General features: G+C 59.6%; 1 pseudogene. It reads right to left on the bottom strand.

What is annotated here, in order from left to right:
• Positions 1–185: 185 nt before the first annotated feature.
• Positions 186–1,429, bottom strand: a pseudogene (locus tag NW829_RS03075) (histidine kinase); the annotation flags it as partial.

Here is a 1,429-nt window from a genome sequence, read left to right as displayed (position 1 = left end):
TTTATGTTTCTAGACCCCAGCTACCGTTTGAAATGTACCCCAAGCTCTGGGGGAACTAACGCCTGTGGAGACTCCTCTGGCGGGGTGGTAGGTCTAAAACCTACCGCTAGTTAAGGGTTGCTGAAGCAGGAAGAAAGCAACAGCGCTGAGCAAAAATCTGTTCTGTTCAGTGCTGTGTAGGTCTTTCAGAGCGGCATCTCCCAGTGCAGCTCGACATGGGTATGGCCTTCTGGGGTGCGGGTGCGATGCCAGGATCCCTTGGGTAGATAGCGGGCGATGGTGTTCATGGCCTTGCTGCCGTAGCCGCCGCTGAGGCCGGGAGCGTACTCGATACCATCGTTGACCACGGAAAGGCAGCAGTGGCGCTCCGTTTGGGCCAGCGACACCTTGACAAAGGAAGCATTGCCTTTGGGGGGTTGTACATGGGCGATGACATTGCCGATGGCCTCCCGCAAAAAGCGCAAGATGTCTTCTCGCTGATCAAACCACTCACCGGTGTTGGGCTCCTGCAGCGGTTGCAGTTGCCGCTCTACAGATAGCGTTAGGCTGCCCGCTTGGATCAGTTCATCCAGATAGATCTCGATGCCTCGATGCAGCCCTTCTCGTAAGCTGGGGGAGATGCGCAGCTTGGCAGCTAGAGTGCGCACATCGTTGAGCTGATTCCGGATCCCGCGTCCGATCCTCTCCAGTTGCTCGAGCAGGTGGTCGTAGACGGTGGGATCGGGAGCTTTTCCCTGATGCTGCTGCCATTGCAAGCTCTCCAAGTTGTCCATCACCACCTTCAGCTCCTGCAGCTCGCGATCGTGAATGTCGGTGGCTACTCGGTAGAGCAGCTTGCGAGCCTGGTCAATGGCGGCCTCCTGTTCGGCCCGGCGCAGGCGCTCCAGTTCCTGTTGCTGGGCCAAGAGCCGTTCTTGATTCTCCACAATGACCAAAGTGAGCAGCAGGCTCACCCCCGTTAGCCCACTGGCCAGGGCCGGCAAGACGAGAGGCCAAACCCAACGCCACAGCAGAAACTGGGCCACAGCCCACCCTTCGTAAACGGCAAGCCCTACCATGGGTCGCAGGAGAAACTGCTGTTGCTTCCAGCCCCAATGGCTCAAAAGTGCTCCGCACCGCTGACGCGAACGTAGGGGGGGACGATAAAGCACCAAAAGCAGTCCCGTTCCCACTCCCAGCAGCAAGACCACCGCAACCGCCACCCCCCCCGGCACGGATTGGTAGACCTCCCCGGTGAGCAGGCTGGAGAGGACTTGCGCCTGCAGCTCCACCGCCGCAATCTGGGATCCATCCGCAGTCCGCACCGGGAAGGTTTCGGGGTAGCCGCCCACAAAACCCACCAGGACAATTTTGTCCCGCAATTGGTCGGCAACTTCGGGGTCAAGGGGAGGGATCCCTTCTTGGCCGCGGCAGGCTTGGCTGGGGTTGA

Origin of the sequence: Synechococcus sp. R55.8, from assembly GCF_047461895.1 — a bacterium.
Classification (GTDB): Bacteria; Cyanobacteriota; Cyanobacteriia; order Thermostichales; family Thermostichaceae; genus Thermostichus.
The sequence above is the reverse complement of the archived record's forward strand: the minus strand, read 5'-3'. Positions and strand labels throughout refer to the sequence as shown.